The organism is Insolitispirillum peregrinum, from assembly GCF_900156605.1.
GTDB classification, from domain to species: Bacteria; Pseudomonadota; Alphaproteobacteria; order Rhodospirillales; family Rhodospirillaceae; genus Insolitispirillum; species Insolitispirillum peregrinum.
Genome location: NZ_FTOA01000003.1, coordinates 114,798 through 140,796, shown reverse-complemented (window position 1 = coordinate 140,796; position 25,999 = coordinate 114,798). Strand labels below are relative to the sequence as shown.

Genomic DNA, 25,999 nt, shown 5'->3' with positions numbered 1-25,999 from the left:
GCTTCCTTATCCCGCCAGACGTTTCTGGATGCGCCGGGCCATCACTTCACTCGCCAGCAACGCCAGCATGGCCAGAATCACCGAAATGACGCACAGCCGGAACGCCTGATCGGCACCTCCCGGAATCTGGGTAAAGGTATAAAGGGCCAACGGCAGGGTCCGCGTTTCACCGGGAATGTTCGAGACAAAGGTGATGGTGGCTCCGAATTCGGACAACGAGCGGGCAAAGGCCAGAATCACCCCGGTCAGCACCCCCGGAGCCACCAGCGGCAGGGTGATGGTAAAGAACACCCGCAACGGCGATGCGCCCAGCGTCCGGGCCGCCTGTTCCAGTCCCCGGTCCACCTGCTCCATCGACAGCCGCATGGCGCGCACCATCAACGGAAACGACATCACCGCCGCCGCCAGCGCCGCCCCTTGCCAGGTAAAGGCAAAGGTAAAGCCGAACAGGTCATTGGTCAGCTTGCCAATCACCCCCCGACGGCCAAAGGCCACCAGCAGGCCATAGCCGACTACCACCGGCGGCAAGACCAGCGGCAGATGCAGCAGCCCATCCAGCACGGTTTTCCCCGGAAAATGGAACCGGGCCAGCAGCCATGCAAAGAACACCCCGAACGGCAGGCTGACGCCGACGGCAATGGACGACACCTTCAGGCTCAACACCAGTGCCGCCACTTCATAATCACTGAGCATCAGTCCATCCACTGCCTCAGCTCTCCCCTTTTTCTGGCATCCTCACGAACGACAAGGCACCGTGCGGTCACAAAGGGCCGCACGGTGCCTTGATCTCAGTCCCGGAGCACGTTCCCCCGAATCACCTTATTTCGTGCTGAAACCGTACTTGGCAAAAATTTCTTTTGCCACCGGCGAAGAGGTCATGAAGCTGTAAAACGCCTTGGCATCGGCATCGGCCCCTTTGACCAGCGCCGCCGGATAGACGATCTTTTCATAGCTTTCCTGCGGGAAGGTGGCGACGGTCTTCACCCCCTTGCTCACTGCCGCATCGGTGGAATAGACGATCCCCAACGGCGCTTCGCCACGCTCAACCAGCGCCAGAGCACCACGCACGTCACTGGCGCGCGCCAGCTTCGGCTCGGCCACCGCCCACAGCCCCAGCGAGGTCAGCGCGCCCTTGGCATACTGGCCGACCGGCACATGGTCCGGGTCGCCAACCGACAGACGGCCATCGCCCAGCAGGCCCGCCAGGTCCATGTCCTTGGAGATGGTCACCTTGGCCTTGGAATCGCTGGGGGCGATCATCACCAGTTCGTTGCCCAGCAGGTCAACCATGCTGCCCGGTTCCAGCAGCTTCTTGTCATCCAGATACTTGGCCCATTTGGTGTTGGCCGACAGGAACACCGACGCCGGAGCGCCCTGCTCAATCTGTTGGGCCAGCGTCGAAGACGAGGCATAGGAGGCGATAACCTCTTTGCCCGAAGCCGCCTTGTAGGCGGCCATGATGTCGTTCAGGGCGTCGGTGGCCGACGCCGCCGCAAAAACAGTGGTCGCCGCATGGGCCTGCGACAACGGCAGTGCCGCCACCGCCAGCAGGGCCACGGCACCGGACAGAGCCGCCCGACGGGTCACAGCCATCGCTGTACGCAGGGTTTCAGACGACCGAAGAACGGCAGGTGTGATCAGACGTGAAAAAAGATGACGCATTACAAACTCCCCCTCTGCATCATGACACGATCTTTCGGGCCCTCCCCTGGCCGCGTCAGCGCGGCGCACGGTCAGCCCGACCCCTTTGGATGGGATTTCCCCCTTGGGCATCCGGGTAGGCCATACGGATACACAAGGGGGAAAGCACGTCGTTATAGCCCAGTGAAAATGGTATTCATCTGGATATAACGAATGACACGGTAGCAGCCTGCCGCACCCTTGCAAACCCCAAAAAATAGTCATTCTCAAAAACTGCCCAATAAATAGACAAGCACCTTCTGCAAGCACCCGCCCCGCCCGAACCATCGCATTGCTTTTGCGAAAACCGGTTCCCACTTTTCATGCAATGCTTTAAACCATCGACGCCAAGGCGTGACACTGACGCGCCATCAGGACGCCAACAGCAGGAGCCGTTGCCATTCTGTATCTCCTTAAAGGGCTGGTGGTCGGCTTTCTCATTGCCGCCCCGGTTGGTCCGGTCGGCCTGCTGTGCATCCGCCGGGCGCTCGCCGATGGCCGGGGGGCGGCGTTCATCGCCGGACTGGGGGCTGCGGTTGCCGATACCTTTTATGGTGCGGTTGCCGGGCTTGGCCTGACGCTGATTTCCGATTTCCTGATGCGCTACCGCGACCCCCTCAGCATCATCGGGGCAGTCTTTCTGCTGGTGCTGGGCTGGCGGGCGTGGAAATCCCCGCCGCCAACCTTGCGCTGCGCCGAGGGAGCGGCCCATCTCGGGCTGCTGAAGGACTTTACCGTCACCCTGTCGATCACCCTGACCAACCCGGCAACAATTCTGGCCTTTATGGCGGTCTTTGCCTCACTGGGGGCCATTCATCCCGGCGATGATCCGCTGCACAGCACCTTGATGATCATCGGGGTGTTCATAGGCTCGGCCCTGTGGTGGCTCACCCTGTCAGCTTTGGCCAGTGCCGTTCGGCACCGCTTTACCGAACGCTGGCTATCCCATCTGAATCAGGCATCCGGCGGGCTGCTGGTGCTGTCCGCCGTTGGCATTCTGCTGAGTGTGTGGTGGTGAAAAATGGGCGTGGCCACCGGCTGGATAAGACAGGGGGGGGGGAAGCTATCCAGACCGATGGCCACGCAGGCCGCCCGAGGAGCGCTGGGTCAAGGTGGGACCGTCCCAGACAAACAGCAATTTGTCTGGGCACCTTGGCGTGGCAAACAGGGGGAAATCCACGCAACAGCAACACCCGGAGGCGGGACTTAAGGGGAGGCACCCTTACGCCAATACACTAAGCAGGTAGCGTGCCAGGTTTCCGGTTAAAATAAATATTGAATGAATTCATATGATTGCAAAAGACACCTCGATCTCACCCTTTCTGTATGGCCGGGCGAAACCGCGAAGCGCGTTGCAAAATGCAGGTCTAGCCGCAAAATGCGCAGACCGCCCTGCACACAAGGCAAAAGTGAGCATGGTTCCCGTCACAGGGCACGACAGTAAGGAAGCAAGGACGTGGAGCGCTGCTCCACACCTCGCTGGGGCCAGTCGGCCCCAGACCCCATTCCTTTGATCATAAAAGAGAAAATGGGGGTTCGGGCTACCGCCCGCTCTTTTTTTTTCAAACTGTCGTGTCCTGTGGCGTCACATTTAACGCCCCCCCTGCTCTAGTCGATATACTCATCGCGCAGGGTAAGAGCAATCTGCACCGCATTGAGGGCCGCGCCCTTGCGCAGGTTATCCCCGGCACACCAGAAGGCCAGACCGTTTTCAACCGTCGGGTCACGGCGAATGCGCGACACGAACACCGGGTCTTCGCCCGGAACTTCGGCCGGGGTGACGTAGCCCTCTTCCACCCGGTGATCAACCACCGACAGCCCCGGCGCCTGACGCAGCAGGTCACGGGCCTGCTTGTCACTCAGCGGGTTTTCCGTTTCGATGGTCACCGCCATGCCATAGCCGATGAACACCGGCACGGTGCAGCAGGTGGCCTGCACGGCGATATCCGGGCTGACGATTTTACGGATTTCAGCGGCCAGAGCCCATTCTTCCCGCGTCGAGCCGTCGTCCTGGAAATTGTCTATCTGCGGAATGACATTGAATGCCACCTGCTTGGGGTAGACTTCCTTGCTGTCGGCGGGCGATTCGTTGACATAGACGCCACGGGTCTGGCGGAACAGCTCGTCCATCCCGGCCTTGCCCTGCGCCGAAGCCGCCTGATAGGTCGCCACCACCACCCGCTTGATCACCGCCGCCTCGTGCAGCGGCTTCAGGCACAGCGCCAGCAGGATGCTGACTGCGCGCGGATTGGCAACGATGTGCTTTTTCTGGTAGTCGGCCAGGCTATCGCCGTTGACCTCTGGCACCACCAGCGGCACGCCGGGTTCCATGTGGAATTGACCGGACAGGTCAATCACCGTACATCCGGCAGCGGTTGCCTTGGGGGCATATTTGGCAGCGGTCTTGGCATCGGTGGCAAAGAACACCACGTCGGTACCTTTGAAATCAAAGGCTTCAAGGCCGTGGACTTTCAGCAGATCGTCTTCGCCATACGAGACTTCCATCCCCTTGGACGCCGACGAAGCCAGCGCCGTAACGTCGGAAAACGGCACCTCGTGCTCGCACAGCACGTTGAGGACCTCATGGCCAATGTGGCCAGAGGCCCCGGCAACAGCAATCCGAAATTCCATTGGAGGACAGCTCCTTGTGTCATAACCCATTACGGGACCATTGGTTGCCCGTTTTCGCACGATCCTTTAAAGCATCACGGAAAAAACGGGAACCGGTTATATCGTCGTCAGTGGCCGGAAAAGCAACAGCGCGCCCCAGAAGGATCTGCGGGCGCGCTGGTTGGTGGAAAGCCGCACAACAGCAGCCTAGAGCAGCGTGCGTTAAACCGGACGCAGGCACGCTGCCCTATCCTTCTGTTCTGTCGCATTGTTTTTGCGAAAACCGGTTTCCACTTTTCGCACAATGCTGGTTTTTCAATGCCGCATTGTTGTTGCGAAAACCGGTTCCCACTTTTCGCACAATGCTCTATTCAACGTCACACGAAAAACGGTACCCGTGGCCGTGGCAGGTTTCGATCATCCGCACACCACCTCGTGTATCGCCCAGCTTGCGACGCACACGCGAAATCAGGGTATCAATGGAGCGATCATTGACCGGACGCCCCGGCGCTCCGGTTGCTTCCAGCAACTGGTCACGGGTCAGCGGCTGCCCGGCGCGGGCCACCAGCACCGCCAACAGGTCGAATTCGGTGCCGGTCATCGACACCTGCTCGCCCTTGGGATCAATCAGGCGACGCCACAGCAAATCAAGCTGCCAGCCCTGAAAGCGGTACACCACCCCCGGCTGTTCTTCCTTGCGCACATCCAGACGCCCCAGCACATTGCGCACACGGGCCACCAGCTCACGCGGATGGAACGGCTTGGTGACGTAATCGTCGGCCCCCAGTTCCAGCCCGGTGATACGGTCGCGCGTTTCGGAACGGGCCGAAACAATGATGATCGGCGTCCGCGACTGCTTGCGCAGCCCATGGGCCAGTTGAATGCCATCGGCATCGGGCAGGTTCAGGTCCAGCAACACCAGATCGACCGAGGCTTTTGCCAGAATCGACCGCATTGCTTCGCCGGTTGCGGCGGCGCTGACCTTGTATCCAGCGTCATTGAGATATGCCCCCAGAAGAGCCTGGGTCGCCGGATCATCTTCGACCACCAGGACGTGCGGTTGATCACCCATTCTCTGATTGCTTCCCTGTTGCGCTGGCCCGAGCAGACACGGCAGTTACACCGCCAACTGTCCACCCGCTGTTTTACCGTAGAATATCAAGACCCAGCAAGATCATACTGAGGGGGTGCCGCCTGTCGCCCTTCCCTACAGCTCAAGCTGATCTCCCTGATCAAGCAGAATGTCCCGGAACAGACGCAACAGATAAGGGTCGAGGGCCTGCCCCATATTGACCATGATGGTCAAAGCCTTTTCGGCCGGCATCGGTGCCTTGTAAGCCCGGCGGTCGGTCAGAGCCCCAAAAACATCACAAATCGCGGCCATCCGCGCCAGATTGTTGATCTGGGTGCCTTTCAGGCCGTTGGGATACCCCGTTCCGTCCAGCTTTTCATGATGCTGTTCAGCCACCACCAGAGCCCCGTTGGGAACACCGATGCACGAGCGCAGAACATCGGCGGTGCGCGTCACATGGCTGCGCATGATGTGCCATTCGCCATCATCCAGCCGTCCGGGCTTGTTCAGAATGCGGTGGGGAATGCCGATCTTGCCGACATCGTGCATCAGCCCGCCCGAGGTCAGCACCATCAGGTCATTGTCCCGCAGCCCGATTCCATGGCCAAAAACAGCCAGAAAGGTTGCCACCCGCAAGGAGTGGGCATAGGTGTAGTTGTCATAATCGCGCACCCCCGACAGCACGTCGCGGAAGTGGGCATTGGTCACCGCCTCGACCAGCGAGGCACATCCGGCCTTGACCTGCCGGAACGGTAATTCCGCGGTCCCTGACAGGGTATCGGCGATGCCGTTAAAGACCGACAGGGTATTGCGCAGGGCGTCCCGCTGGACCGGTTCCAGCTCTTCCCAACTGTCTTCGATGCGGCGATTGAGCGTCGAGGACACCGCCTGCAAGAACACTCCCACCCGGAACGGCTTGCGCAGAACCTGCCGGGCCCCCAGCCGCAAGGCTTCGGTGGCAAAGCCGGTATCCACCACAGCAGTAGTACAGATAAAGGGAATTTCCCGCAGCAGCGGATCACGCACCAGGCTGTGGATAACCTGTAATCCGCCATCCGGGCCGACATTTTCGTCAATCAGGATCAGGTCTGGCCGCAGGGTATAGGCCCGATCCAGCGCCAACCGACCGTCCAGATAATCTTCGACGTCATAGCAGGCATGGAGGGCCACCACCATCTCGTGGCGATGTTCGCGTTCGCCATCCAGAATCATCACTCTGGCCACCCGCCCGGGACGCAGCGAGCGCACATCTCCACTGTCCGAGACCAACGGATCATTGCGCAGGCGACCTGCCGCCCGGTCGGCAGAGCGCAGCCGGGCCGTGACATCATCCCGCAGAATTCCAAGGTCAGCCGTCAGGGGAGCCTCCTCTTACACCGTCGTTTCTTCCCGCCTGAAAGGCTGTCGCCGGTCATGACAAAACAGGGAAGAAGTGCGGCCACTCTACCCGCAAACGAGCAAAGATGCACTACATCACCGAGATAGACAAAAGATATATCGCCCATAGATAGAGTATAAACCGCACATAAACATCAGTTCATCACAACAGAACAACCATCTGACAATAAACGGTTTTCATCAAATAAACCCTGCGCAATCGCCATAAAAACACCCCCCGGATGAGCATCCGGGGGGCTTACAGTCACTCTGAAAAGCCGTCTATCGTCTTGTTCTGTCACATGATCAAGCCGAAAGACCAGCGTTTCCCTTTCAGGGATACTTTTTCAGTGATGGTGGCTTTGATGCGGCACACTGCGCCGGTCAACTCCACCCGGATGGGCCACGAACGTCCTGTTCAGCAGCGCCAGCGCCTTGGCGGCCTCGCTGCAATCACCACGCTCGACACACACATGCACCTCGTCAAGGATCATCTGGCGGATCGCCGGGGCTCCCCACGATTCCTTCAGCAAGGCATGAGCTTTTTCAATGGCAACGATATCGGGCAGGTGTTCGTGATGGGCGATGGCAAGGACTTCATCGATGTCCAGTTCGCACAGGTCGAGACAATCCTGAATGGTCAACATGGCGGCCTCCTGACGAAAGGCCCTGGACGCCGAAGCACAGCACGACGAAGGGAAGAGGGCCTGAGAAAACGGATGACAGCAAGATCACATCAACCCGCTCAGTATATCGCAGAAACCTGATATTTTCTATGGTGAAGTCATTTTTATTCCATAAAATCAAAGGCATGTACTGCATCCGCACACAGACGACCGCACCTGCTCACCAAAGGCGAAAACCCGTTGTTTCTGGTCAGCTTTTCACCTCCGCATCGCACAGGAGGCGGGGCAAAAACCCCCCTTGTGCCCGTCACAAACCCGCTGGCAGGACCGGTGCTCCACGCGCTTCCAGCACATCCTCGAAATCAGCCCCGGACAAGGTATCCGGCAACACCACACCCTCGAACCAGTCGCCATAGGTGGTCAGCAACGCGCCAACCCCCTGAAAACGGCTCGGAATGCGTGCCGTGACCGCCAGCCCCATCTTGTGGGCCATCGCAATCACCGCTTCGGCAATCATGCCCCCGTCGTGGTCTTCGGCAATGCTGCGCACCACCGAGTCGCTCAGCTCAACTCCGGCAAACGGGAATCGCCGGAGCTGATGCAAACCGGCATAGCCCGATCCAAAGCCCTGCACGATCACCCGTATCCCCCGCGCGGCCAGCGCCATCAAGGCCGCTTCGCTGACCGGGGTCAGCTTTAACAACACCTCTTCGGGGATCGCCAGTGACAGGGCCGACGCCTCCAGCCCCGATCGCTCCAGCGCCAGATCGACCGCTTCCATGAACGGCGATGACGACAGTTGCCGCGATGAAACAGGCACAATCACCCCAAGGAACGGATAGCCGCTGTCCCGCCAGACAGCCGCCTGCACACAGGCCCGCCGCAGCATCAGGTCTCCCAGTTCGGCCACCACCCCGATCTCTTCGGCCACCGCCCAGAACGAGTCCGCCGGTAGAATCCCCTGCACCGGATGCGCCCACTGGACCGTCACCGCCGCCGCCTGCAACGACCGCTGATGGTGATTGAACACCGGTCGGAAATGGACGGCAAATTCGCCCCCCTGCACCGCACGCCGCAGGTCGTTTTCCAGCTGGATGCGGGCTTCCACCACCCGGTTCATCTCGGCGGTAAAAAACTGGTAGCAGTTCCGCCCCCCATCCTTGGAGCGATACATCGCATGGTCAGCGCTGCGGATCAGGGCGTGCGGGTCGGTGCCGTCTTCGGGATAGAGCGCAATCCCCACCGAGCCGCCGATGTAGGCCTCCTTGTCGCCATCGACCAGAAACGGCTGTCGCAGGGCATCCAGAATCCGTTCGGCGACAATGGTCACATCCTTTTCATCGCCCGGAGACGGCAGGATCACCATGAATTCATCCCCGGCCAGACGGGCCACGGTGTCGCTGTCGCGCACGGACTCTTCCAGACGCCGGGCCACCCCGCGCAGGACGGCATCACCCGCTTCGTGGCCGAGGGTGTCATTGACCGCCTTGAAGTGATCAAGGTCGATGAACATCACCGCCACCGGTTCGCCATTCCGCTGGGCACGGGTCAGCGATTGCGACAGCCGGTCCATGAACAGCACCCGGTTGGGCAGGCCGGTCACCGCGTCAAAGTTGGCCCGCCGCCATGTGCGCAGCTCGGCTTCCTTGCGGGCGGTGATGTCTTCCTTGACCGCCACGAAGTGGGTGACCTCACCGCTTTCATTGCGGATCGGGGCCACCGAGGTGTAATCCCAGAACAGCGACCCATCCTTGCGCCGGTTGCGGAACTCACCGCTCCACGGTTCGCCGTTCGACAGGCTGCGCCACAGCCCCTGATGCACGTCACTGGCCGTTTCTTCTGACTTCAGGATCGATGGCAAACAGCCCAGAACTTCTTCGCTTTGATAGCCGGTGACGGCGGTGAACTGCGGATTGACGTATTCAATTCGCCCCGACCGGTCGGTGATCATCACGCTGGCCGGGCTGTGTTCAACCGCCCACGACAGCTTGCGCACCTCGGCCTGAATGCGGCGGCGTTCGGTCACATCGCGCACGGTGGCAATCAGCAGGCCCCCCGGCTGGTCGCTGGCTTGCGCCAGACCGCCGTTGATCAGCGCCACCACCTGCCGACCATCCTGCCCGACAAAGGTCAGTTCGGCTTCCCCTTGCGGCAAGCCGTGGAGATAGTCTGTCTGTTCGAGCAAAAAGCGCCGGACCGGCACCCCGATCAAATCGCCCGGCGCATAGCCCAGCATGGTGGCAAACGGCGGATTGACGTAATGAAACCGCTGATCGCGGATCATCACCAGCCCGTCCTGCAACGCCTCGACCAGCGTCCGGTTGCGCTGTTCGCTGTCGCGCAGGGCCTGCAAAGCCTGATTGCGTTCCCGCACATCCAGCACGATCGCCATCATCCCCAGCAGCGCCCCGCTGTCATCGGTCAGCGGCGTTGACAGGACCTGCGCCGGAATGCCTTCGCCATCCTTGCGGCACAAGGTGACCTCATAGGATCGTGCTCCGGCCTGCGGTTCCAGCAGCGCCCGTTGCATCCGCCCCCGGCTGGCCTCGTCCAGCACAAAGAAGATCTGTTTGCCAACCAGATCTTCGCGCCCGTAGCCCAGCATCCGGCACAGCGGCTGGTTCAGGTCCACCACCGTTCCGTCCGGGGTCGTTTCAATGAAGCCTTCGCTGAGCGCGTTGAAAATGGTGCGGAACCGGCGGTCACTGGCCAGCAGCACCCGTTCGACCTGCTTGCTGTCGGTGATGTCGCGGGCCTGCACGATCACGCCCGCCGTCTGCCCCTGGGCATCGCGCATCACCGCCACCGACAGCCCCAGCCACAAAGGTCGCCCCATGCGGCCAACGGTCTGGCAATCGCGGCTGAAGGTCCGCTGGGCCCCTGTTTGCAACAGCGACAGGCGGGCTTTCAGGGCTTCGGCGGCGCGGGGTTCCAGCAGCTCGAACAGCGATTTCCCCAGAACATCCGGCTCGCTCAGCCCCAGCATCGAACACAGGCTGCGGTTGGCGGTCAGCAACACACCGTCCAGCGATGCAAAGGCCATGCCGTCGGGGGCATGCTCAAACGCCGTGTGGAGAAGCAGCGTCAACGAAGACGCCTCGACCTCTTGCGCCGTGGCATCGGTCATCGACGCCCGGCGGGTCCAGGTGGGCAAACACAGGGGAAAACCGGCAGAATCTCCAACAGAGCGTCCCATAACCGCACTCCCGAACGAGCCTGTTCCAAACCATCAAAGCTCTTATAACGTGCAAGCTCTCTCTATTTTGTTAATCCAATGTGTGAACAAAAGCCCCCGGATGCAAAGGGAGCTTTCGTATAATCGGATCACGAACATGCCGAATGCGTCCAATAAGGGCATAGCCATAATTTATCCCGCACAATCCCCAACCGGCTTTCTCTGGCAACAGACGTGAAAGGCGGTTGATTCTCGCACAAAGCTCTGTCATGGTGTCGGGCATGAACATGAACAGCCACATCCGGCCATTCCTCCTTCTGGGCCTTATCAGCCCGGTGTCCTGATCAGGACGCCGGGAAAAAGCTCGCCCGTATCCCGATAGGCTCGGGATACCCCCAAGGATCGCCGACGGTCTGTATCTCCGCCCACAGGGCACTCCCCGCACCGCCGGCCTGCTTGTACCGAGACACGCCGTGTTCTGTTCGTCTTTCTCGTTCCTGTTCCCGTCCACGTCGGCTTCGTCCCCTTCACCGGGGGGCATCTGTCCGTCCGCGACCTGTTCCATGACGCCCGGCCACCGGGCCCGCGCTGACGCCCTGCGACGACTTACCAGCAGTCGCCGGGGTCAGCGGTGCCCCGGCGACTGTTGCAGCCAGCCGCCCGCCGCTTTGCTTCCGTCATGATGACCCGTCTTTTCAGATCGAGTGAACCGATGAACACTGTTGATTGCACCACCAAGTACCGCCCGTTCGCCCCCGTCGCCCTGCCGGACCGCCAATGGCCGTCGCGCACCATCACCACCGCTCCGCGCTGGTGCAGCGTTGACCTGCGCGACGGCAATCAGGCTCTGGTCGAGCCGATGGGCTGGGAACGCAAGCTGCGCCTGTGGGATACCCTGATCGCCATGGGCTTCAAGGAAATCGAAGTCGGTTTCCCCGCCGCCTCGCAGACCGATTTCGACTTTGTGCGGATGCTGATCGAAGAAAACCGCATCCCGCAGGACGTCACCATTCAGGTGCTGACCCAAAGCCGTGAATCGCTGATTGCCCGCACTTTCGAGGCCGTCCGGGGTGCGCCGCACGCCATCATCCACCTGTACAACTCGACCTCGACCCTGCAGCGGCGGGTGGTGTTCGGGCTGGAAGAAGACGGCATCATCGACATCGCCCTGAAGGGTGCCCGCCTGATCCGCGAGCTGGCCGCCGACATGGCCGGGATCACCAAAATAAGCTATGAATACAGCCCGGAAAGCTTCACCGGCACCGAGCTGCCATTCGCCGTCCGCATCACCGAAGCGGTGATGGAAGCCCTGGGCGTCACCCCCGACAATCCGCTGATCATCAATCTGCCGGCCACCGTCGAAATGTCGACGCCCAACATCTATGCCGACCAGATCGAATGGTTCGCCCGCACCGTCAAGAACCGGGATGCGCTGGTGATCTCGGTTCACCCGCACAACGACCGTGGTACGGCAGTCGCCGCCGCCGAGCTGGCGCTGATGGCCGGAGCCGACCGCGTTGAAGGCACCCTGTTCGGCAACGGCGAGCGCACCGGCAACGTCGATGTGGTGACGCTGGCGCTGAACATGTTCACCCAAGGGGTGGACCCGAAGCTGGACGTGGCCAACATCGCCTCGCTGGTCGAGGTATCGGAATATTGCACCCGCCTGCCGGTCCACCCGCGCCATCCCTATGCTGGCGAACTGGTGTATACCGCCTTCTCCGGCTCGCATCAGGATGCCATTTCCAAGGGTCTGGCCGCCCTGCGCAAGTCGAATCAGGCGGAATGGGAAGTCCCCTACCTGCCGATCGACCCGGCCGACGTGGGCCGTGGCTATGAAGCGGTGATCCGCATCAACAGCCAGTCCGGCAAGGGTGGCGTTGCCTATATTCTGGAACGTGACCACGGCCTGCAAACCCCGCGCAAGCTGCGGATCGAGTTCTCGGAAACCATCCAGCGCATCACCGACACCGAAGAGCGCGAACTGAACCCGGGCGAAATCTGGGACGCCTTTGAAACGGATTACCTGACCAGCGGCACCGAAGAGTCTCCGTGGCGTCTGGTCGAATACACCACCGTCCCGGTCACCGGCAGCGAAGGCAGCGACGGCAAGCGGACCCTGGTCGCCACCGTTGAAAAGGGCGGCGAGTCGGTCAAGGTCGAAGGCACTGGCAACGGCCCGATTGACGCCTTTGTCAACGCACTGAAGGCCGCGTTCGGCATTCAGATTCAGGTGCTGGACTACCACGAGCATTCGGTTGGCTCGGGGGCTGACGCCCACGCCATCTGCTATCTGGAAACCATCGTCGATGACAAGGGCCCGCTGTTCGGCGTTGGCCGCCACACCAACATCGTCAAGGCCAGCCTGCATGCCGTCCTGAGCGCCGCCAACCGCTCGCTGCGAGCCCGTTACAAATAACGACCTGCCGCCCATTCGACACAAAAAAAACGCCCCGGATGACCGTCCGGGGCGTTTTGCGTTCTGGGTTGACGCTGTCAGGGCGGGTGGCGGCTTATTCCTGCGGGCACAATCCCTGTTCGGCCAGCCAGCCTGCCAACACCCCGGCGGCATCGGGCCACTTGTGGCTCAGCATCATCGCATGGCCTTCGCGGGGAAGAATGTGGCACGGCGCGGTGTAATGGCGGGCGGTGGTCTGCGCCATCCACGCCGGGACAAAGTTGTCTTCTTCCGCCCCGATCACCAGTGTCGGGATCGCCTTGCCATTGGTCGAGACTGGCGACGGTGCGGTGCTGAGGTCGAACTGCACCCGCATGGACTCTTCCTGCAGGCGGCTCAGATAGGCAGCGGTCAGTTCAACCGGCGCATCGCCGGTAAACATCGCCCGATGCACGCCGTCCACGGTGGCCGCTCCGGCCCCGAATGCCTGAATCGCCCCCATCTGCCAGAACAGCCACGGGTCCTTCAGCATCATGTGCCAACTGGTCCCCAGCAGACCGCCCGGCGGCACCGACGACATCAGCACCATGGCGGCGGCCCGTTTGTGCTGCATCAGCTCGCGGGTGTCATAGGCTTCGATCACCCGCTGGACCACCATGCCGCCCATGCTGTGGCCGACCAGCACCGGCGCGCGCCCGTGCTCCTGCTCCAGCTCGGCAGCGGTCGAACGGACGTCTTCGATGTAATCGGCCAGCGAGGCATCGCGCAGGGTCGCATAGCCTTCGCTGGTGCCATGTCCGCGCAGGGAAACGGCATAGGCCGGGCAGCCGCGTTCGGCAAAAAACGGCAGGAAGTGTTCCTGCCACACCCAGGCACCACAAAAAGCACCATGAACAAACAATATCGGAGCCCCACCCGCAGCAGATGCAGCAGGAACGGCAGAGAGAACTTCCAGACGAGGCATAGAGGACACACACACCGTTAAGAGAGAAGCCCGTGAATTGCCGACCGCGGGCGAGGCCGTCATCATACCCCGGATATCATCCAAAAGGGCTGCAAGATTTGCATGATTCTTTTGTGGCCTGTGATGATCATCGCTGAGCCCCCCCCTCCCCCTGGTCTGAAATGTCCGGATCGCCAGCCTGCCACCCATCATCGGAAAGATCGTTTTCACGCAAAACAGGCAATCTTGCCCATCAGACACAAAATCAATAGTATGGGGACGCCTGCTCACCCGGATCATGATGAGCACACAGAACGACCGGTTTCTCGCGCAATCAGCGCGGAGCAATGGTATACACACAGCAATCATGGTTAGACCACGGAGAGCCAGCATCAGCCTCGCTCTTCGGTAAAAATGACAAAGAGGTATTGGACGGATGGGGCTTTGGGATAGCCTGCTGCGGTTATGGTCGACTCCGGCGACTACAGCCAAGAACCAGGCCAGAAACCCGGATGGGCAACGAGCCGTAAACGCCGATGCCCCCAAAACGTCGGCCTTTGCCATTCTGGTTGCGCCGTTTTACAACGACACCACCCTGTCGCTGACCCAAAGCGTTGCCGAAGCCATTGGTGGACGCAGCGGCCTGATCGTGCAGATGGCCAGTTCTCCGATCGGCCCGGTTGATGACAGCGAGGAAGTGCCAGTGTCGCTGGCCGCCGCCGTCAACAAGGGGCGCTCTCTGCTGGAGTCCAGCGACTGTCAGGTGCTGGTGTGGGGGGAAGTCATCGATGGCCGCGCCCTGCGGTTGCGCTTCTTGCCACGCCAGATGGAAGGCGAATTTGCCTCTGGCGAGCTGCTGGCAGGTGACTCCCTCGACCTGCCGGTGCCGCCGGGAACCACCGTCGATCTGGCGCTGGGCGGGGCGTTGGCCGCCCTGCAACTCAGCACGGACCACGACCGCAAACACCGCCTCGACCGCCTGCGCACCGCCATCAATGCCGTCGATCTGGTGTTGCAGGATGGCGGCATCGCCTGGCCCGTCGGCGGCAAGGTCCGTGCCGCCATCCTCTATGCCACCATGATGTCGGAAATGGCCTATCGCACCGGCCACCGCCCAACCCTGCTGCGTGCCTCGGAAATCCTGCGCACCTGCCTTGCTCCCGGCAGCATCGAAAGCCTGTCACCCGCCAACCGCGCCGCCGCCAGCCTGCATTACGGCGATATCCTCAGCGAACTGTCGCACGGCGATACCGACGAAACCACTCTGACCAATGCCGTCCAGTCCCTGCGTCAGGCCGCCCGGTTTTACCAGCACAAGCAATTGCCGGAAGAAAGTGCGCAGGTATCCGTCCAGTTGGGCCGCGCCCTGCAACGGCTGTCCAAGCGCAGCAACAACACCTCGCACATGAAGGAAGGGGCGCAGGCGTTCATCATGGCTGCGCAGGTCTGGACCTCGGTCACCCGCCCCGACCGCTGGGCCGACCTGCAAACCGGCATCGGCAGCCTGCTGGGGCAGGTCGCCGAATTTTCCGGCAACGCCGAAATCGCCGAACGGGCGGTGATGTTCTTCACCGCCGCCACCCGCATCTGGTCCCGCGACAAAGATCCCCGCCGCTGGGCCAACGTGATGAACAACATCGGTGCCGTCCGCTTTGCGCAGGGCAAGCGCAGTGGCGACGTCAGCCAGTTGCGCGAAGCCACCGAATGCTTTTCCAAGGCGCTGGAAATTTACACCATGGTTGGCATGACCCGGAACATCCACGTCATCCAGAAAAACATCGCCCGCGTCGAGCGCCTGATTGCCAGCCAGTCCAGCTAGGCCGCAGCCATCTGCGGCACCGCCACAGAAAGTCTTTTCAACCCGCCGCTGTTGTTGCTATAAGGCGGGGAGGTTGTCTCCGTAGCTCAGCCGGATAGAGCACAGGATTCCTAATCCTGGGGCCGTGGGTTCGAATCCCGCCGGGGACACCACTCTTTCATGAGAGCATTTCTCGGTCTCCAAGGATCACGATAAATGCTCTAATGACTTGTTACATAAGCAAATACGTCGCCGCAGATGTGTCCATCTGCTCGGGATTTGCTTTAGGGAATGGCAGGCTATCGCCCGCACCCATTCGAGGGCCAATGCCCCCGAGCCCCATTTTTTCTTTGAAGATTTAGAGCCATGGTGTCCGGTGCCTGCAGGCCACGGCGAGGGGCAGGGCCGTGTTTTATGATGGACGAACCTGTTCGAACAGAGAGTGATGCATACCAACTGATGTCCTGGATCAAACTTGCCAATCCAGAGTCGCGCTGGCACCATACCATCCACCTATGGATTTCCGAGACCGGGTGAATGATCAAGCGTTTGATTTTCTCTGTATTGCTGGTGGGCCTTGGCGCTTGCACTCCCTATGTGAACATTCTGGATGTGAAAACGGTCCATCCGGCAGAGCGGGCTGATGCACGGAAGGTTGAGCTTATTCCTGTAGACGCTGACAAATCCGGCAAGATGGCCTTTATCGCCCCCGTGGAGGCCAGCTCCTGCAAGCGCCTGCTACTGGATCCACCGCCGTCCCGCGCGGATGCCACCGAGCAGTTGCAGATCATGACCATGCGCTTGGGCGGTAATGCCATACTTGACTATTCCTGCGATGACACAGGGCCAAATAATAATGGCCGTCTTTGTTGGAGTACCGTGACCTGCAAAGGGGCGGCGGTAAAAGTTCGAAGGTAAATATATAGCAGGTCAATGGCAGGCTATCGCCCGCACCCATTCGGGGGAAAATGCCCCCGAACCCCCGTTTTCTCTTTGAATATCAAATTACTGGGTTGCGGTGTCGGCGGTGGAGCAGTGCTTTATGATGGACAGAGCTGTGCGAACAGGGAGTGTCAGCACGCGCACCGTGCAGGATTGGGTGAAATGAAAACCATCATCTTTGCCGACTATGCCGCGGCCTTGAGTCAACGCAAAGCCGCGCTGGGGATCGAAGCTCCGGCGAACGATGGTGCGCGCCGGACTCCTGAAAAGCGTACCTTGCTGCAAGAACTGGACGACCGGCAACGAGCCATTGGGCAACAGCCGGTGTTTCAGGCGCGTTATTAACCGGTTCGCCTAATTGATTCCGAAAGTTCCCCGCTCAAGCCAAGGATTTACCTTGGTCGCACTGTCCTTTGGAAAGATGGGGGAGAGGTTCCGGCTTCAATCTGAACGCACTGCGCACGGTAATTGAGGATAAATAGCAAACCACCACTCGCACCATCCGGGGACCGATCCCCCCATTTCCCCAACCTCAACAAAACGGGGTCCGGGGCCTCAAGGCCCCGGCGAGGTGTGGAGCAGCGCTCCACATCCCCTTTGCTCCCAGCACCCCCCTACTCCCCCTCGAACCGGGCGGCAAACAGTGGTGCGCTGGGGCTGTCGCTGTACTCGGCCTGACGGCGCAGCCACAGGGTGAAGGTGGTCTGCTCGCCGGGGATGCTGTCAACGGTGATCCGCCCGCCATAGCGTTGCAGGATGGCGTAGCTGATCGACAGCCCCAGCCCGGTTCCGGCCTGCTTTTTGGTGGTAAAGAACGGGTCGAATATCCGGTCGAGGTCGGCGGGGGCGATGCCTGATCCGGTGTCGCGTACCCGGATCACCGCGCCATCAAAGCTGTCCGGGTCGGCGGGGTCGTGCTGGAGGTCGGCGGTTTCCAGCGTCAACACCCCACCCTCGGCCATCGCGTGCAGGGCGTTGACCAGCAGGTTGATCACCACCTGCAACACTTCACCGCGATTGATCTCGACGCAGCCGGTGGCCTCCAGCCGGGTTTCCACCCGCACCTGCGCGCGGTTCAGGTTGTGGCGGGTCAGCACCAGACAGTCGGTGATGACGCTGTTGACCGTCACGTCTTCGGCATGGCCGGCATAGTCGCCGGGGCGGGCAAAGCGCAACAGCTTGGTGACGATGGCGTGGATGCGCTGGGTTTGCTGGTCGATCAGGCGCAGCTCTTCCTGCACCGGCTCGGCATCGGGGCCGAGCACGTCGCGCAGCAGGTCGAGATTGCCCTGAATCACCGCCACCGGGTTGTTGATCTCGTGGGCGACACCGGCGGTCAGTTCACCGATGGCGGTCAGCTTTTCGGTCATCACCAGATGCTGTTGTGCCCGTTTCAGGGTGGCGTTGGCCTGCTCCAGTTCGGTGGTTCGTTCAGCAACCTTTTGATCCAGCGCTTGATTCCACCGCTGCAACTCTGCCTGCCGGGCCGCCAGATCGTCCAGCAGATGGTCAAAGGCGCGTGACAGGTGGCCCAGTTCGTCCTGCCGGGCAGTTGGTCCCAGACGGGCGCTGTCATCGCCGGAGGCCACGCGGGCAATGATGGCATCCATCTTTTCGAGAGGCCGGAAGATGGCCCGCGCCCAGCGCAAATCGGCCAGCGTTCCCAGCACCGACACCAGCACAAAAGCCAGAAACAGCCACGCCAGCCCCCAGTACAACGACGCCTGCAACGGGGCTTCGAGAAAGCCGACATACAGCATCCCGACCCGCTGGCCCGAGGTATCGGTCAATGGCTCATAGCCGGAAATATAGCTGCTGTTGACCACGAACGCCGACCCCAGCCAGGTTCCACCATGGCCCAGCACCTTGTCAGAGACCACCTGTGACGCCCGCGTGCCCAGCGCCCGCCGGTCGCCGAGCAAGCGCACATTGGTGGCAATCCGCACGTCATCAAGGAACAGGGTCGCTGTTCCCTGACTGCCGGTTGGCAAGGATGCCGCCTGATAGACCACCGCATTCAGATGGTCAACGATATCAAGGTTGCGGTTGAGCAGAATGCCGCCCTCGACCACCCCCAGCAGTTCCCCTTGCGCCCCCAGAATCGGCGCCGCCACCTGAATCATCAGGCCGCGATCTTCGGCGGTGCGCTCATCGGGACGGGCGTTGCGGGTGGGCAGCAGGTCAATGCGGGCGCGGTCCGGCAGCATCGGGTTCAACGCCGCCAACTGGGCGGCGCTAAACACCTCCAGCCCGTACATCGGACGACCGCGCAGGGCTTCACGCACGGTTTTCCATGCCGCCCGATCATGGCGGAGCGGAATGCCGGTGCCGGTGCGCACCTGTCCCTGAGTATCGAGCAGCAACAGGTAATCCAGCCCCTCGCGCTCGGCGGCATCAGACAGCGCCTCGCGGATCAGCTCGGTATTTTCCTGCTCCATCGAACGCACCAGCCGGTGCGACGAAGCAAAGCCTTCGACCACCCGCAGGATATCGTTCTGCACGCGGTCGAAATACTGGCGAGCGGTCCCGAGGTCCGAGCCGACCTTGCTGATCAGCATCTGGTCATAGCCATGGCTGCCCCACAGCCAAACGATCAGCAGCAGGACCGGCACCCCCAGCAACAGCGGCGCCAGCACCAGCGTCAGCAGCTTGAAACGCACCGAGCGGGCAAAGGCCAGCCGCAGGGATGGCCACAACCCCAACGGCGGCGGCATCACACCCCCCATTCGGTGCATTTGCGGTCGAGGGTCTTGCGCGATACTCCCAACAGCTCGGCGGCCCAGGTCTTGTTGCCACCGCACTGGCGCAGCACCATCAGGATGTGGCGCTTTTCGACCTCGCTCAACAACAGGCTGTCGCTGCCGGCCTCGCGGGCGCCGCAGCGCAGGTCTTCCAGCGGGAATTCTCCGAACAGCAACGACCGTTCGACAAAATTGCGCAGCTCGCGCACGTTCCCCGGCCAGCTATGGCGCATCAACACCTGTGTGGTCTCGGCGGTCAGCGGTAACGGCGGTGTGCGCAATTGCTCGGAAACGGTCTTCATGAACAGGGCCGCCAGATCGGGCACGTCCTCGACCCGCTCACGCAGGGGCGGCACGGTCAGGGTCATCACTTCCAGACGGTAAAACAGGTCCTGCCGGAACTGGCCCGCCGCCACTTCGGCTTTCAGGTCGCGGTTGGTGGCGGCGATCACCCGCACATCAACCGGAACTTCCTGTTCACTGCCGACCGGGCGGATGCGCCGTTCTTCCAGCACCCGCAACAGCTTGGACTGCAACGGTGCCGGAAGCTCGCCGATTTCGTCGAGAAACAGCGTCCCGCCGTGGGCGTAGTAAAACAGCCCCTTGCGCGCCTCCCGCGCTCCGGTGAACGCGCCTTTGACGTGGCCGAACAGCTCGGCTTCGATGATGTCGGCGGAGATGGCGGCGCAATTCACCGCCACGAAGGGCAAGGCCGCACGCGGCGACAACTGGTGCAGCGCCCGCGCCACCAGTTCCTTGCCCACCCCGGATTCGCCCTGAATCAGCACCGTCGATGGCGTCGGCGCCACCCGCTGCACCAGCGCCCGCAGCCGGGCCATCGCCGGAGACGGGCCGACGATCTCGTCCAGCCGGGAGTCCGGGGTCTCCAGTTGTCCCAACTGACGGCGCAGGACAAAGTTTTCCCGTGCCAACCGGGCACGTTCCATGCAGCGGTCCACCGCATTGACGATCTGTTCGACCCGGAACGGCTTCAGCACGAAGTCCGATGCGCCAGCGCGCAGGGCATCAATGGCGGTGTTCATGTCGGCAAAAGCGGTGATCAGGATCACTTCCCCGGCAAATCCGGCGTCTTCCAGCTCGCGCAGCCATTCCAGACCTGACTTACCGGGTAGGGCGATATCAAGGATGATCAGGTCAAAGGCGGTGGCATCCAGCAGCTTTGCACCGTCTTCGGCGCTGCCCGCCGTTTCCACCGCCCAGCCGCGCCGGATCAGGCTGCGCGACAGGAAACTGCGCACGCCTTCTTCGTCGTCCACCACCAGAACCGACGCGTCTGCAACCGGGGAAACCGACACCATCACCACCAATAAACCATGCCAAAGAGTAGGGAAGCATAAAGAGATTCCACCGGTAACAACAGGTTCTAAAACAGGGAGTCAGACAGGCAGCAACGCCCGCCGCGCCGCCCGCTGAACCGCCTGCGTCAATCCGGCCAGCCCGTCGGCAGCCAGACGGCTGATTTGCCAGTACAGGGGAATATCCAGCGGCGTATCGGGGATCAACGGCAGCAGACGACCGCTGGCCAGATGCTCGGCGGCCAGTTGCGCCGGGTTCATCCCCCACCCCATCCCCATCACGCTGGCATCGACAAACGCCTGTGTCGAAGGCAGCCAGTGGGTGCGATAGGGGACCACCTGCCCCATCGCCTGCCTCATCCACTGTTCCTGTAAACGGTCTTTCTGGTTAAAGGTCAGCACCGGAGCCTGTGCCAGAGCCTCGACCGTCACCCCATCGGGAAAATAACGGGAGATGAAGGCCGGACTGGCCGAGGCGTAATAGCGCAACACCCCCAGCGATGACAAACGGCAGCCGGTTATCGGCGTTGCCAGACTGGTGACGGCGGCCAGCACTTCGCCCCGCCGCAGCCAGTCGGCGGTATGGTCCTGATCATCGACCGCCACCCGGAACAACAGCCCGCTGCGCTCGCTGGCTTCAGCCAGTGCGGGCAGGAACCATGATCCCAGACTGTCGGCATTGGTCGCCACCGGCACCGTCACCTGTGGCAGAGGCGTCTGCAAATGCGCCAGCGCTGGCAGGTTCTGAAACAGGTCATGTTCCAGCAGGTCGATCTGATCCATATGGCGACACAGCCAGGCCCCGGTTTCGGTGGCCGTACACGGCGTGCCGCGCACAATCAGCGGCACACCCAGACGTTCTTCCAGATGTTTGACCCGCTGGGAAATCGCCGACGAGGTGACGTTCAGGCTGTGGGCGGCCTTGTCAAAGCTGCCGGTGGTGATCACCGCCGCCATTGCCCGCAGTGCGGCATAGTCGAGCATCTCTTAAGCCATCCTTAAGACAGGTAAGGATCTTTAAGTATCCTGAATGGGATGCTGTGGATAGGGTCGGCAGGCAACATTCGTTTGATACTGGAGTCTCCCGTGCTCTCGCCCTCTCTCGCCGTGGCTGTTACCGGCCTGTCCACCTCGCTCAGCCTGATTGTCGCCATCGGCGCACAGAACGCTTTTGTGCTGCGGCAGGGACTGCGCAACGAACATGTGTTCATCATCTGCCTGACCTGCGCCCTGTCCGATGCCATCCTGATCACGCTGGGGGTGACCAGTTTCCAGCAAGTGGCGGCGCTGCTGCCATGGCTGGACCCGGTGATGCGCTATGGCGGGGCGGCTTTTCTGCTGTGGTATGCCCTGAAAAGCCTGTATTCGGCACTGACCTCGTCGGATGCCCTGCTGATCGAACAGGGCAGTGCGGTTCCTTTGAAACAAGCGTTGATCACCTGTCTGGCGCTGACCTGGCTGAACCCGCATGTCTACCTTGATACGGTGATGCTGCTGGGGACCATCTCCACCCGCTATCCCGGCCATGAATTTTCCTTTGCCGCCGGGGCGTCGCTGGCCTCGCTGCTGTTCTTTTTTGCCCTTGGTTATGGCGCAACCCGCCTGCGGCCGGTGTTTGCCCGCCCGCTGTCGTGGCGACTGCTGGAAGGCGGTATCGCGGCGGTGATGGCGGCGATTGCCCTGCAACTGGTGCTGTAGGAGCCGATGCTTAAGCGATCTTAATGAAGTCCGCCTTGCCGTGTTGTTGCAAGTAATTCTTATTAGCGTGAGTTTTTGCCGCTGGAACGGTATTCCGACGGCCCACAAGACAGCGCGCACTCGCCGCCGCTGCACAGACACGCTGAGGGATTCCATGCTTGCACGACATCTCGGGTTCCGGCCAGGCCGCCGCCTGACCGGCTTGTTGCAGACGACAGCCATCGGTGTAATCCTTGCCCATCCGCTGGGAATGACCCTGGCATGGGCAGCCCCGGCGGCAACCAGCCAGAGCAGCGAATACACGTTCTCGGTTCCGGCGCAGGGGTTGACGCAAGCCCTGCACAGCATCGTCAAACAGGCCGGAGTGCCCTTGTCGCTCAACGAAGCGCTGACCAACGGCAAGACCGCCCCGTCGGTGCAGGGCAAGATGACCTTGACTCAGGCGCTGCAGACCGCCCTGCAAGGCAGTGGCCTGAGTGCCAGCGTGACCGATAGTGGCGTCCAGATCACCAGCGCCAGCACGCGCGCGGACGTGATGCTCGACAAGATCGCAGTGATCGGCAACCGTTCGGAACAGTCGCTGGAAAACAGCGCCGCCGTGGTGTCGGTAATCGACAGCACCGACTGGGAAGACAAAGGCATCCACCGGATGCAGGAACTCGGCAAGATGGAGCCGGGGGTCACGGTGACCAATGACTCCAAACGCAGCGGCGCTGGCGGCTACAACATCCGTGGCATTCAGGACAACCGCATCCTGATGATGGTCGATGGCGTCAAATTGCCCGACCTGCCGGGCGGTGTACTGCTGCGCGGGGGTGGCTATACCCCCTATACCCGCGACATGGTTGATCTCGATTCGCTGAAAAAGGTCGAAATCCTGCGCGGCCCCGGATCGGCTCTCTATGGTTCGGACGCCATCGGCGGGGTGGTGGCCTACACCACCAAAGACCCCGATGATTACCTGCACGACGGCAAGGATACCTATGCCTCGGCCAAGGTCGGCTTTGACAGTCTGGATGAAAGCTGGTCGGAAACCGGTACCGCCGCCGCCCGGGCGGGCGACTTCTCGGCGCTGGCCTCCTACACCCGCCGCGATGGCGAAGACGTCAAAACCGATTTCAAGGGCCGCAGCCCGCAGGACTACAACGGCAACAACATGCTCGGCAAACTGGTCTATGACCATGGTGCCGACCGCATCGGCCTGACCGGCGAAGTCTTTCAGCGCAAATACGACAGCGACATCTACGGCGAGCGCACCACCACCTACAGCGACGTTGATGCCACCGACGAAACCAGACGCTCGCGGATTTCGTTGCAGCATACCCACGATGAACCGCTGGGCATCTTCGACAAGATCGACTGGAAAGCCTATTACACCCACCTGCGGCGCACCGAAGACCGCATCCGCGTCCGCTCGGCTGGTGGCTATGAACAGTACATCCAGACCAGCGAGCAGGACATTTTCGGCGGGGATTTACAATTCAACACCAAAACCGACTGGGGCGGCGTTGACAACCTGCTGACCTATGGCCTGAGTGCCGATTTCACCATGACCGACCGCCTGCGCGAATACAGCCGCTGGAACGCCAGTGGTGCGCTGATCAGCAACACCACCCCAGAGGGCAATCCAACTCCCAGCCGGTTTTTCCCCAACACCAACACCCTGCAGGGCGGTGTCTTTGGGCAGGATGAAATCTCGCTGGGGGCGCTGACCCTGACGCCCGGCCTGCGCTATGACTATTACCGCCTGAAGCCCGATCAGGACCTGTACTATTCCTATAACGCCACTACCAATCAGGCCAAGGACGTCGAAGAATCCGCCCTGTCGCCCAAACTGGGAGCGGTTTACAAGATCACGCCGACCTATTCGGTGTTCGGTCAGTATGCCCACGGCTTCCGCGCTCCGCCCTATGACGATGCCAACAGCGGTTTCCGCAATTCGGTGGCCGGCGGCATGATCCAGTACGAATTCCTGCCCAACCCGGACCTGAAGGCCGAAACCAGCAAGGGCGTAGAAGGCGGTTTCCGTGGCAAGTTCGACGACGGATCGAGCTTTCAGGTGTCGAGCTTTTATAACCGCTATCACAATTTCATCGACATGAAGACCATCGCCGCCCCCGCCATCGGTACAGTCGGGCAATATCAGGCGATCAACGTCGACAAGGTGGTCATCTATGGCGCCGAAGGCACCGGTGAATGGGCCTTTGCCCCGGAATGGCGTCTGTCCGGCTCGCTGGCCTATGCCGAGGGTGAAAACAAGGAAACCGGCGCGGCCATTGACTCGGTGGCACCACTGACCGTGCAGGTCGGGCTGAACTATGATGCCTCGAATGCCCTGTGGGGGGCTGGCATTCTCGCCAAACACGCCTTTGCCCACGATCAGGTCAGTGACCCCGATTATTACACCACCAAAGCCTACACCACCGTTGACCTGAACGCCTATTACAGCCCGGTTGAATGGGTGACCCTGCGCGCCTCGGTCAGCAACCTGCTTGATGAACGCGTCATCAGCTTCAGCGATGTGGAAAAGGTCAGCACCGCCAACATGACCGACGCCTATGTCTCGGCGGGTCGCAGCTTTACCCTCAACGCCACCGTCGAGTGGTAAGCTGTCCTCCTGCGACACCGCCCGCGCCCCCCGGTTCGCCCCCCGAACCGGGGGGCTGACGTTTGCCGCCCGATCTGACAGAAAGGAACCTCAGCAACACAGTCACACAGCCACAGGAGCCCACACCATGACCAGCCCCCTGAACGGACCCTTCAGCCGCTGGGGGGCCGAAGGCATGTTGTTGCTGGTCGCCATGGTATGGGGGGCCAGCTATGGGCTGGCCAAGACCGCGGTACTGATTTATCCGGTGCTCGGCTTTCTGGCGGTGCGCTTTTGTTGTACCGCCCTGCTGTTGCTCCCCTCGTGGCGGGGCCTGTCGGCAGAGCGGGCCTGGCAAACACTGCGGGCGGGCGTCCCCCTCGGGCTGATCCTGCTCGCCATCTTTGTCTGCGAAACCTATGGCGTCGCCTTGACCCGGGCCTCCAGCGCTGCCTTTTTGATCAGCCTGTGCGTGGTCTTTACCCCCTTTGCCGAATGGCTGATCCTGCGCGCCCGCCCCAGCCTGACCGGCCTTGCCGCAACCCTGCTGTCCCTGCTGGGGGCGTGGCTGCTGACCTCGGGCACCAGCATTGCGCTGAATGTCGGCGATGGGCTGATGGTGTTGGCCGCCATCCTGCGCGCCCTGATGGTCACCGCCACCACCCGATTGACCCGTGACCATCCTGTCCCGGCCCTGCCGTTGACCTCGGTTCAGACCGGAGTGGTCGGCATCGGCAGCCTGCTGGCTGGAACCGTGCTGCTGCCCGGCGGGCTGCCGCCGTTGCCCTCTGACCCGACATTCTGGACCGCAACGGCCTTTTTGATTGTCTTTTGCACCATGTTTGCCTTTTTCGCCCAGAATTACGCCCTGCGCCGCACCTCTCCCACCCGTGTTGCCCTGCTGATGGGGACCGAGCCCGTCTTTGGGGCGGTGTTTGCCGTGCTGTGGCTGGGGGAAAGTCTGTCGATGATGGCCTGGGCCGGGGGTGCCCTGATCGTCGGCGCCTCGCTGTGGGCCTCGCTGAAACGGGCCTGA

General features: G+C 61.5%; 19 protein-coding genes and 1 tRNA gene. 9 read left to right on the top strand and 11 right to left on the bottom strand.

The genetic code is table 11. The annotated features are described in order from the left end of the window. Positions 1–6: 6 nt before the first annotated feature. Both modB and modA read right to left on the bottom strand, forming a co-directional pair. On the bottom strand, positions 7–693 hold the full coding sequence (gene modB, locus BW995_RS08415) for a molybdate ABC transporter permease subunit (protein WP_076400398.1): 687 nt from the start codon (positions 691–693) through the stop codon (positions 7–9). Between the two features lie 126 nt (positions 694–819). Beyond that, positions 820–1,593 carry a molybdate ABC transporter substrate-binding protein gene (modA, locus tag BW995_RS08410; RefSeq protein WP_076400397.1) on the bottom strand — a complete coding sequence of 258 codons (774 nt, stop codon included), beginning with the start codon at positions 1,591–1,593 and terminating at the stop codon, positions 820–822. Between the two features lie 511 nt (positions 1,594–2,104). Between modA and BW995_RS08405 the strand changes: the two genes are divergently transcribed. Continuing rightward, positions 2,105–2,698 carry a LysE family translocator gene (locus BW995_RS08405; RefSeq protein WP_245821357.1) on the top strand — a complete coding sequence of 198 codons (594 nt, stop codon included), beginning with the start codon at positions 2,105–2,107 and terminating at the stop codon, positions 2,696–2,698. A 590-nt stretch (positions 2,699–3,288) separates the two neighbouring features. Here the strand turns inward: BW995_RS08405 and BW995_RS08400 are convergent. From BW995_RS08400 to BW995_RS08380, 5 genes are all read right to left on the bottom strand, one after another. Then, positions 3,289–4,311 carry an aspartate-semialdehyde dehydrogenase gene (locus BW995_RS08400; RefSeq protein ID WP_076399765.1) on the bottom strand — a complete coding sequence of 341 codons (1,023 nt, stop codon included), beginning with the start codon at positions 4,309–4,311 and terminating at the stop codon, positions 3,289–3,291. A gap of 346 nt (positions 4,312–4,657) precedes the next feature. Next, complete coding sequence (locus BW995_RS08395) at positions 4,658–5,362, bottom strand: response regulator transcription factor (RefSeq protein WP_076399764.1); 705 nt, start codon at positions 5,360–5,362, stop codon at positions 4,658–4,660. 135 nt (positions 5,363–5,497) lie between these two features. After that, positions 5,498–6,574: an HD-GYP domain-containing protein gene (locus BW995_RS08390; protein ID WP_076399763.1), complete on the bottom strand. Its 1,077-nt coding sequence runs from the start codon at positions 6,572–6,574 to the stop codon at positions 5,498–5,500. Positions 6,575–7,086: 512 nt separating this feature from the next. After that, positions 7,087–7,386: a hypothetical protein gene (locus tag BW995_RS08385; protein ID WP_076399762.1), complete on the bottom strand. Its 300-nt coding sequence runs from the start codon at positions 7,384–7,386 to the stop codon at positions 7,087–7,089. 286 nt (positions 7,387–7,672) lie between these two features. Continuing rightward, on the bottom strand, positions 7,673–10,561 hold the full coding sequence (locus BW995_RS08380; RefSeq protein ID WP_076399761.1) for a sensor domain-containing protein: 2,889 nt from the start codon (positions 10,559–10,561) through the stop codon (positions 7,673–7,675). A 691-nt stretch (positions 10,562–11,252) separates the two neighbouring features. On the opposite strand from BW995_RS08380, the gene leuA reads away from it, so the two are divergent. Then, a complete protein-coding gene (gene leuA / locus BW995_RS08375) occupies positions 11,253–12,959 on the top strand; it encodes a 2-isopropylmalate synthase (protein WP_076399760.1) in 1,707 nt (568 codons plus the stop codon). A gap of 94 nt (positions 12,960–13,053) precedes the next feature. Here leuA and BW995_RS20770 read toward each other — a convergent pair whose 3' ends face one another. Further along, positions 13,054–13,839 carry an alpha/beta hydrolase gene (locus BW995_RS20770; protein WP_175617027.1) on the bottom strand — a complete coding sequence of 262 codons (786 nt, stop codon included), beginning with the start codon at positions 13,837–13,839 and terminating at the stop codon, positions 13,054–13,056. Between the two features lie 478 nt (positions 13,840–14,317). Here BW995_RS20770 and BW995_RS08365 point away from each other — a divergent pair, with 478 nt between their 5' ends. From BW995_RS08365 to BW995_RS08350, 4 genes are all read left to right on the top strand, one after another. Continuing rightward, positions 14,318–15,700: a hypothetical protein gene (locus BW995_RS08365; RefSeq protein WP_076399758.1), complete on the top strand. Its 1,383-nt coding sequence runs from the start codon at positions 14,318–14,320 to the stop codon at positions 15,698–15,700. A 75-nt stretch (positions 15,701–15,775) separates the two neighbouring features. Beyond that, a tRNA-Arg gene (locus BW995_RS08360) sits at positions 15,776–15,852 on the top strand. Between the two features lie 364 nt (positions 15,853–16,216). Further along, positions 16,217–16,597 (top strand): Rcs stress response system protein RcsF, encoded by a 381-nt coding sequence (rcsF, locus tag BW995_RS08355; protein ID WP_076399757.1) that lies wholly within the window; start codon positions 16,217–16,219, stop codon positions 16,595–16,597. Positions 16,598–16,783: 186 nt separating this feature from the next. Next, entirely contained in the window at positions 16,784–16,966 is a 183-nt protein-coding gene (locus BW995_RS08350; protein ID WP_076399756.1) for a hypothetical protein, read from the top strand. Between the two features lie 269 nt (positions 16,967–17,235). Here the strand turns inward: BW995_RS08350 and BW995_RS08345 are convergent, their stop codons facing one another. The 3 genes from BW995_RS08345 to BW995_RS08335 form a co-directional block, all read right to left on the bottom strand. Continuing rightward, positions 17,236–19,335, bottom strand: coding sequence for a cache domain-containing protein (locus BW995_RS08345; protein ID WP_076399755.1), 2,100 nt, complete (start codon positions 19,333–19,335; stop codon positions 17,236–17,238). Next, a complete protein-coding gene (locus tag BW995_RS08340) occupies positions 19,335–20,681 on the bottom strand; it encodes a sigma-54-dependent transcriptional regulator (protein ID WP_076400396.1) in 1,347 nt (448 codons plus the stop codon). The genes BW995_RS08345 and BW995_RS08340 overlap by 1 nt, the downstream gene beginning before the upstream one ends. A gap of 78 nt (positions 20,682–20,759) precedes the next feature. Beyond that, the gene (locus BW995_RS08335) at positions 20,760–21,662 is read right to left on the bottom strand and encodes a LysR family transcriptional regulator ArgP (RefSeq protein ID WP_076399754.1); all 903 of its coding nucleotides are present in this window, start codon (positions 21,660–21,662) and stop codon (positions 20,760–20,762) included. A 102-nt stretch (positions 21,663–21,764) separates the two neighbouring features. Between BW995_RS08335 and BW995_RS08330 the strand changes: the two genes are divergently transcribed. The 3 genes from BW995_RS08330 to BW995_RS08320 all read left to right on the top strand — a co-directional run bounded on the left by BW995_RS08330 (position 21,765) and on the right by BW995_RS08320 (position 25,999). Next, positions 21,765–22,376 carry a LysE/ArgO family amino acid transporter gene (locus BW995_RS08330; protein WP_245821355.1) on the top strand — a complete coding sequence of 204 codons (612 nt, stop codon included), beginning with the start codon at positions 21,765–21,767 and terminating at the stop codon, positions 22,374–22,376. Between the two features lie 154 nt (positions 22,377–22,530). Further along, the gene (locus BW995_RS08325; RefSeq protein ID WP_076399752.1) at positions 22,531–24,984 is read left to right on the top strand and encodes a TonB-dependent receptor; all 2,454 of its coding nucleotides are present in this window, start codon (positions 22,531–22,533) and stop codon (positions 24,982–24,984) included. 127 nt (positions 24,985–25,111) lie between these two features. Next, a complete protein-coding gene (locus tag BW995_RS08320; RefSeq protein WP_076399751.1) occupies positions 25,112–25,999 on the top strand; it encodes a DMT family transporter in 888 nt (295 codons plus the stop codon).

Bases quoted from the DNA above. Each gene is read 5' to 3' on its own strand.
- rcsF (WP_076399757.1), top strand. From the start codon at position 16,217: ATGATCAAGCGTTTGATTTTCTCTGTATTGCTGGTGGGCCTTGGCGCT.
- BW995_RS08320 (WP_076399751.1), top strand. From the start codon at position 25,112: ATGACCAGCCCCCTGAACGGACCCTTCAGCCGCTGGGGGGCCGAAGGC.
- BW995_RS08345 (WP_076399755.1), bottom strand. From the start codon at position 19,335: ATGCCGCCGCCGTTGGGGTTGTGGCCATCCCTGCGGCTGGCCTTTGCC.
- BW995_RS08400 (WP_076399765.1), bottom strand. From the start codon at position 4,311: ATGGAATTTCGGATTGCTGTTGCCGGGGCCTCTGGCCACATTGGCCAT.
- modA (WP_076400397.1), bottom strand. From the start codon at position 1,593: ATGGCTGTGACCCGTCGGGCGGCTCTGTCCGGTGCCGTGGCCCTGCTG.
- BW995_RS08380 (WP_076399761.1), bottom strand. From the start codon at position 10,561: ATGGGACGCTCTGTTGGAGATTCTGCCGGTTTTCCCCTGTGTTTGCCC.
- BW995_RS08335 (WP_076399754.1), bottom strand. From the start codon at position 21,662: ATGCTCGACTATGCCGCACTGCGGGCAATGGCGGCGGTGATCACCACC.
- BW995_RS08385 (WP_076399762.1), bottom strand. From the start codon at position 7,386: ATGTTGACCATTCAGGATTGTCTCGACCTGTGCGAACTGGACATCGAT.
- leuA (WP_076399760.1), top strand. From the start codon at position 11,253: ATGAACACTGTTGATTGCACCACCAAGTACCGCCCGTTCGCCCCCGTC.
- BW995_RS08350 (WP_076399756.1), top strand. From the start codon at position 16,784: ATGAAAACCATCATCTTTGCCGACTATGCCGCGGCCTTGAGTCAACGC.
- BW995_RS08395 (WP_076399764.1), bottom strand. From the start codon at position 5,362: ATGGGTGATCAACCGCACGTCCTGGTGGTCGAAGATGATCCGGCGACC.
- BW995_RS08365 (WP_076399758.1), top strand. From the start codon at position 14,318: ATGGGGCTTTGGGATAGCCTGCTGCGGTTATGGTCGACTCCGGCGACT.
- BW995_RS08340 (WP_076400396.1), bottom strand. From the start codon at position 20,681: ATGGTGTCGGTTTCCCCGGTTGCAGACGCGTCGGTTCTGGTGGTGGAC.
- modB (WP_076400398.1), bottom strand. From the start codon at position 693: ATGCTCAGTGATTATGAAGTGGCGGCACTGGTGTTGAGCCTGAAGGTG.
- BW995_RS08325 (WP_076399752.1), top strand. From the start codon at position 22,531: ATGCTTGCACGACATCTCGGGTTCCGGCCAGGCCGCCGCCTGACCGGC.
- BW995_RS08390 (WP_076399763.1), bottom strand. From the start codon at position 6,574: ATGATTCTGGATGGCGAACGCGAACATCGCCACGAGATGGTGGTGGCC.